We start from the raw sequence: 6,280 nt of genomic DNA on the forward strand, positions 1-6,280 counted from the left end.
AATACATAATTGAATATTCCTGTGCGGTAACACCGCAAATCCGGCAGACGGGAAACCGTCTGTCCGGTAATGCGGGAACCGCTTATGCGAGTTTACTCGCGTAACATTTTATCCAAGCCATAGATCTCTATCATAGAGATATCATGCTCAGCATCAATGCTTGTGATATTGATCCGGTAGCTGTCATGTGCGATTCGATCAATAATCGCGTCAGCCAATGGACTGTCGTCACCACCAAGCTGATCATACCATTCTTCGAATCTATACTGAGAGCAGAAAATCGTAGATGATTTCTTACGTCTCCGATGTAGGAGCTCAAAAATGTCTTTCTGCTCGATCTCAGTTGGTTTTAAAAGAAGCCATTCATCGAGAATGAGCATCAGTGGATTTGCATATTTAGCCATGACTTTTCGGTAGTTTCCTTCCGTCCTTGCAATCTCTAGATCAATAAGCAGATCTGGGAGACGGATATATCTGGTAGTGAAATAACGTTTACACGCTTCCATACCAAAAGCACAAGCCATGTAGGTCTTCCCACAGCCTGTTGCACCAGTAATAAAGAGATTCCGATGTTCAGATATATATTCGCAAGTAGCAAGTCTGTTGATGAGATTTTTGTTGAGCTTGCGTCCGGAAGTATAATTGATATCCATGATATTTGCATCTGGCTGATCAAATCCAGCGTTATGAATCAAACGTTTCAAACGGTTATTTTTCCGATTGCTGTATTCGATATCTACCAGCATACCAAAACGGTCTTCAAATGGTACTTCCTTAAATTCAGAATCATTGAGCTGGTTGCGGAATGCATCTGCCATTGATGTAAGACGCAGCTCAATTAATTTATCTATTGTACTCTGATTTGTCATATATGATTACCTCCGATAGTAGTCGGCACCTCTTGTGATGCCGTGTGCTTTGTGTGTAGTCTTGGAATCTGATGTTTCTGATTCCTGTTTTACAGAACCTGTTACAAGGATGTTTTTGATGCTCTTGTAACTTGGCGATGCTGTATAGGATAAGTAAACGGTAAAACATAAGTACCTTTCATACTCAAATCTATTATGGCATAATTACACTCATCAAAGATAGTCAGTCAAAAAAGTTAAGTACTCAACTTTTTTGACCGGCTATACTCAGGAGGTAAGTTATGACTACACAAACCAGTCTTATGGCGGAACAGGTCAGGCTCCAACAGTGGGCAGAACAGGTGCGGGATTGTAAGAATCGTCCGAGTGGAATGGACGTTGAAACATGGTGTAATCAAAACAATATTACAAAAGCCAATTATTATTATCGACTCCGGCGTGTTCGAAAAGCATGTTTAGATCAAATACAGACAGAACAATCAAATTTTATCGAACTGCCAATACCATCAGAAGAAAATACAGCTGTAGATACTGAGAATGTTTCGGATCCTGTTCCGGCAATCCGTATTAAAACAAAAGAAGGAGTTTCTTTTGAAGTATTTTCGAATGCTTCCACTGAAGTACTGAAATATCTCATAAAGGTGATTACGCAGGCTGAATGATGCAAACGCTTCCGGATTCAAAAAAGTTTATCTGGCAACCGGCTTTACAGATCTTAGACGCGGAATTGATGGATTAGCAAATATTATCCGCTTTCAGTTTAAACTGGATCCTTATGACAAAAATACATTGTTTCTGTTCTGTGGACGGAGGAATGACCGAATCAAAGCATTACTTTGGGAAGGTGATGGATTTCTTTTAATGTATAAACGCTTGGATAAAGGAGCATTCCGATGGCCCTGGTCAACGGATGAAGCACTGTCTATTACGGAAGACCAATATCGTATGCTGATGCAGGAGTTCGAAATCGTCGCAAGGAATCCTATTTCTGAATTAAAGGAAACTCCAAGCATGATGTAAAAGTTATTGTGCAGAATGCTGAAAATAAAAATAGAAAAGCAGACGAATAAACAGGTACATACCATGTCTTTCAAAACGTTCTTAATCCTCTCAGCCAGCTGATGTTTCTAAATAAATTGGTCGGCTGAGAAAAGTGAATAATAGATCTGAAAGGTTGTAAAATACGACTTTCCAGATGTATGATCCACCGTCATTATGCCGAAAGGATATATGCCACGGATTAGCGATAATACAACGAATCTGCTATAATTAAAATCAGAATGAAGACAGGAGTTCTGGTTATTATGGCATTTAAGTACACAGAAGAACAACTGAATAAACTTGATAAGGAATTGTTGATTTCTCTTTTTCTTGGAATGCAGGATCAGATGGAAGAACTGACAAAACAAACAGAAGCATTAAATGAAAAGATGCAGCTGATGATGGAACAATTGATTCTTTCAAAGAAAAACCGATTTGGCAGGTCAAGTGAAAAGCTGGAAGATCCAAATCAGATTCGTTTTATGGAAGTAAATGGAACGATTGTGTTTTTCAATGAAGCAGAAGCAGTGTGTGATCTTGAGGCTCCGGAACCGGAAGAACTGGAATTAAAAAAGGTTAGACCTAAGAAGCAGGCAGGAAAACGAACCGCTGATTTATCAGATCTACCAGTGCAGAGAGTTGAACATTATCTGACCGAAGAAGAATTGACAGCAGAGTTTGGAAAAAATGGGTGGAAACAACTCCCGGATATGATTTCCCGCTGCTATCAATTCATTCCGGCAAAGGTTGAAGTGGAAGAACATCACATTGGCGTTTATTCCAGCAAAGTAGATGAACATATGGTAAAAGCACCACATCCGCGGAATCTGCTTCGCGGAAGTCTGGTATCCCCTTCACTTGCAGCAGCAATCATAAATGGAAAGTATGTAAATGCGGTTCCGCTCTATCGTCTTGAAAAAGAGTTTGAGAGATATGGACTTGCGATTCCAAGACAGAACATGGCGAACTGGATGATTCGTCTGGGCGAAGGGTATCTGGGAATCATGTACGATTATCTTCACAGTCTTTTGTATGAATATCATGTAATCCAAGCAGACGAAACACCAGTACTTGTCAACAAAGATGGACGTCCGGCCGGAAGCCAAAGCTGGATGTGGGTTTATCGTTCTGGATTCATGCAACAGGAACGTCAGATTATTCTTTATGAATATCAGAAAACCCGTAACGCATCACATCCGCGGAAATTTTTGAAAGATTATACCGGAATCTGTGTTACAGATGGTTATCAGGTATATCATACTTTGGAAAAGGAACGCGAAGACCTGAGAATTGCCGGCTGTTGGGTTCATTGTCGGAGACGGTTCCATGACGCACTGGAGATGGTGCCGAAAGCACATCAAAAGGAGTCCGTATTATATTTGATCATGAATCAGATACGTGCAATCTATCGGGAAGAAGGAAAACTTTCGGATCTTTCATCAGAAGACCGGCTTACACAGCGTCAATTAGTGGTCAAACCACTTGTAGATGCTTTCTTTGCGTACCTGAAACAGATCAGTTCCAAAACTCCACAGAACGGGAAAGTGAAAGAGGCGTTCACCTATGCGCTAAATCATGAGCGGTATTTAAGAGTCTTTTTGGAAGACGGAGATGTCCCGATAGATAATAATGCCAGTGAACGGGCAATCCGGGGATTCTGTATCGGAAAGAAGAACTGGGAAATGATTGATACAATTAACGGTGCAACGAGTTCTGCAATCATCTATAGTATTGCAGAAACAGCCAAAGCGAATAATCTGAAACCGTATGATTATTTTGAATATCTGCTTACAGAGATTCCAAAACACGAAGATGATACAAACACAGATTTCCTGGAAGCCTTGTTGCCATGGTCGGCAACATTGCCGGAGCATATCCGGAAACCTGTTAAAAGAACTGAAAAATAGGATGGTCAAAAAAGTGACCATCCTTATTTGTCAAGGTACTTATGTTCTACCGTTTACTAGGATAACGCCTTTTTGCAGGCTGCTTCAAGCAAAGCTTCTGAGTATTTATCAGTAAGTTTCAGAAGTCCCATGCAACTCCTATAAGTCTGTTGTTCCACACGTTTGGAGGTCAGTATCGCATTGACCACAGTGTACGTATTTATGCCAATCCGCTCTGCCCATTTACAGAATCGGTCGCCGTTCCATTCCAGATATTTCTGATGGTCTTCCGGCATATGTTCCGTGACAGTGCTGTACTTTCCAGGCCGTCCTTTCAGACGGCGGTGGGATGCAATGCGGTTATGGTTGTAAAAAATTTCAATGGTGGTATCTGTTACTTTTACATCAACTTTCTTTTTGATGTATTCATAAGGAACTGAGTATAGCATTCCGTCCACAGATATGTGAAATGGAAAGTTAGGCAAAATGTAAAGTCACAGTCAAACATTAAGTTGTAACGTAAAATAATGTCTCTATGACTTTACATTTTATTCTGCTTTATCACAGTGACTGAAGCCACTCCATCAGAGTACTATCAGAATGCCACAGAGGCACATCTGCTTTGGTTATGCTTGGACAGGCTGCTTCGATAGCTTTTCTTTTTTGTTCACTGTCACAGCGAGCGTAAATCTCTGTTGTAGAAATCTCAGAATGTCCGAGAAAGTCACGGATATATATCAATGGAACTCCTGCTTGTAGCATGTGCATGCTTTTGCTATGACGTAGACCGTGTGGTGATACAGTTTCTGGTATCAGAGATGGATGTTTTTCTTTCGCAAGGTCTACATATTTGTTCAGTATATAAGAAATACCTGCTCTGGTAAGTTTTTTGCCGTTGCGGTTTGAAAAAAGCGGTATACCATGTGCACCCTTGTAATGCGGATGAAAAAGATTAATGTATTTTATCAAAAGTGCTGCTGTGTTATCCATCAATGGTATAATTCGTGTTTTTTGTCCTTTTCCAGTAAGGCGAAGCGTTGACGGTTTTTCTATCCGAAAATCATTAACACATAAGTCTGCTATTTCCTGTACACGTGCAGCACTGTCATACATAATGCTCAATAAAGCAAGATCTCGTAATCCTTGCTTTGTGGATGTATCTACGGCATCAAGAACTGCTTTTATTCCATCTACTGTCAGATACTCTATGTTATGTTCCGGCTCTTTCTTGCGAGGTATAGATAGTATCTGCTGGCATTGGTATATATAGTCCGGTGTCTGCATCTGTATATAAGAAAAGAGTGATTTAATAGCTGCTAACCTGATATTACGCGTAGAAACACTTGAATTACGTGTTGTCTCAAGCCACTCTAAGAAAGCATTAATCACTTCCATACTTAACTGTGGTATGTCAACAGCCTCAGGTTTGAGATTCTGACATTCTTTCAAATATTTAAACAAAAGCATATATGTATCTCGCTTAGATGCAATCGTATTATAACTAACTCCTTTAACTCCAGGTAAAAACACTGTAAGATATGTGCTCATATATTGGGCAAAATTTGTTGGTTTCATGACAGTACCTCTGGTATTACCTGTGAACATAGGCTCTCTACGGCATGAAGGATATCCGGATAAATCTCAGCTGTCATTTTTAAATACTGACTGGTTGCAAGCACAGATTCATGTCCCATATATACCGATAAAGCCGGAAGCATATTTGTAAGATCTGTTTTATTATGAGATGCAGCCTGTAAAACATGACAACAATGAGTGTGCCGTATGTCATGAATTCTTGGCCCATATCCCCTTCCAGCATGATTAATCCCGGCGCTTACCAGAATTTCGCGGAAGCGTAAATATATGTTATGATGCGAACAAGGCTCTCTTGTTACCCCAACAAACAGATAGTCTTCCGGTGAATATAGTGGGTGCATCACAGAACAGTATTGTATCAGGATCTCCCGCATGCTTTCGGAAACAGGGATCAATCTGTCTTTGTTAAATTTAGCACTTTCAATAAGCAGTGTTCCTTCGGTCAGATTTACATTCTTAAGTTGAAGTTTCAATGCTTCCATTACTCGCAATCCTGTACAATATAAGAGCCTGATCAAAACTGGCATTACCAGATGCATAGTTGACTGTCTGTTTGGATAAACCTGATTGCTGGCATTAAAGATCCGAGATATTTCTTCGTGGGAGAATATATATGCCGAATATTTTGATTTTCTATGTTGGATATATTCAAGATTTATAGGTATATAAGCTTCATATCCTGATGATATCAGATAAAGAGCGAACTGCCTGATACAACTAACTCTTTTCTGGTGACTGCTGCGTTCGGATTCATGTGGTTTTGATTATTCCGGGGCTCTCTGAGCCACCTGTCCGGACTTTGAGAGCCACCATTCCGGAGAATGGGAGCCATATATTCCGGTAATTCAGAGCCACCTTATTGGACTCTATTACATATATTTCCTTTAT

Annotated in this window: 6 protein-coding genes and 1 pseudogene; 3 read left to right on the top strand and 4 right to left on the bottom strand. The window is 40.1% G+C overall.

From position 1 onward, the window contains the following. Window positions 1–92: 92 nt before the first annotated feature. Entirely contained in the window at window positions 93–869 is a 777-nt protein-coding gene (gene istB, locus ACWJAF_RS10805) for an IS21-like element helper ATPase IstB (RefSeq protein WP_448863865.1), read from the bottom strand. A gap of 281 nt (window positions 870–1,150) precedes the next feature. Here istB and tnpA point away from each other — a divergent pair, with 281 nt between their 5' ends. The 3 genes from tnpA (at window position 1,151) to tnpC (ending at window position 3,817) form a co-directional block, all read left to right on the top strand. Then, window positions 1,151–1,531 carry an IS66 family insertion sequence element accessory protein TnpA gene (gene tnpA / locus ACWJAF_RS10810; protein WP_448863867.1) on the top strand — a complete coding sequence of 127 codons (381 nt, stop codon included), beginning with the start codon at window positions 1,151–1,153 and terminating at the stop codon, window positions 1,529–1,531. 31 nt (window positions 1,532–1,562) lie between these two features. Further along, a complete protein-coding gene (gene tnpB, locus ACWJAF_RS10815; RefSeq protein ID WP_448863875.1) occupies window positions 1,563–1,889 on the top strand; it encodes an IS66 family insertion sequence element accessory protein TnpB in 327 nt (108 codons plus the stop codon). 284 nt (window positions 1,890–2,173) lie between these two features. Continuing rightward, a complete protein-coding gene (gene tnpC / locus ACWJAF_RS10820) occupies window positions 2,174–3,817 on the top strand; it encodes an IS66 family transposase (protein ID WP_448863869.1) in 1,644 nt (547 codons plus the stop codon). Window positions 3,818–3,876: 59 nt separating this feature from the next. Here the strand turns inward: tnpC and ACWJAF_RS10825 are convergent. The 3 genes and pseudogenes from ACWJAF_RS10825 to ACWJAF_RS10835 form a co-directional block, all read right to left on the bottom strand. Further along, window positions 3,877–4,272 (bottom strand): annotated as a pseudogene (locus ACWJAF_RS10825) (Mu transposase domain-containing protein); the annotation flags it as partial. 85 nt (window positions 4,273–4,357) lie between these two features. Beyond that, window positions 4,358–5,371, bottom strand: coding sequence for a tyrosine-type recombinase/integrase (locus tag ACWJAF_RS10830; protein WP_448863871.1), 1,014 nt, complete (start codon window positions 5,369–5,371; stop codon window positions 4,358–4,360). Continuing rightward, window positions 5,368–6,105, bottom strand: coding sequence for a tyrosine-type recombinase/integrase (locus ACWJAF_RS10835; protein ID WP_448863877.1), 738 nt, complete (start codon window positions 6,103–6,105; stop codon window positions 5,368–5,370). The genes ACWJAF_RS10830 and ACWJAF_RS10835 overlap by 4 nt, the downstream gene beginning before the upstream one ends. Window positions 6,106–6,280: the final 175 nt, after the last annotated feature.

The sequence above is a fragment of the Dorea sp. genome, from assembly GCF_977044405.1.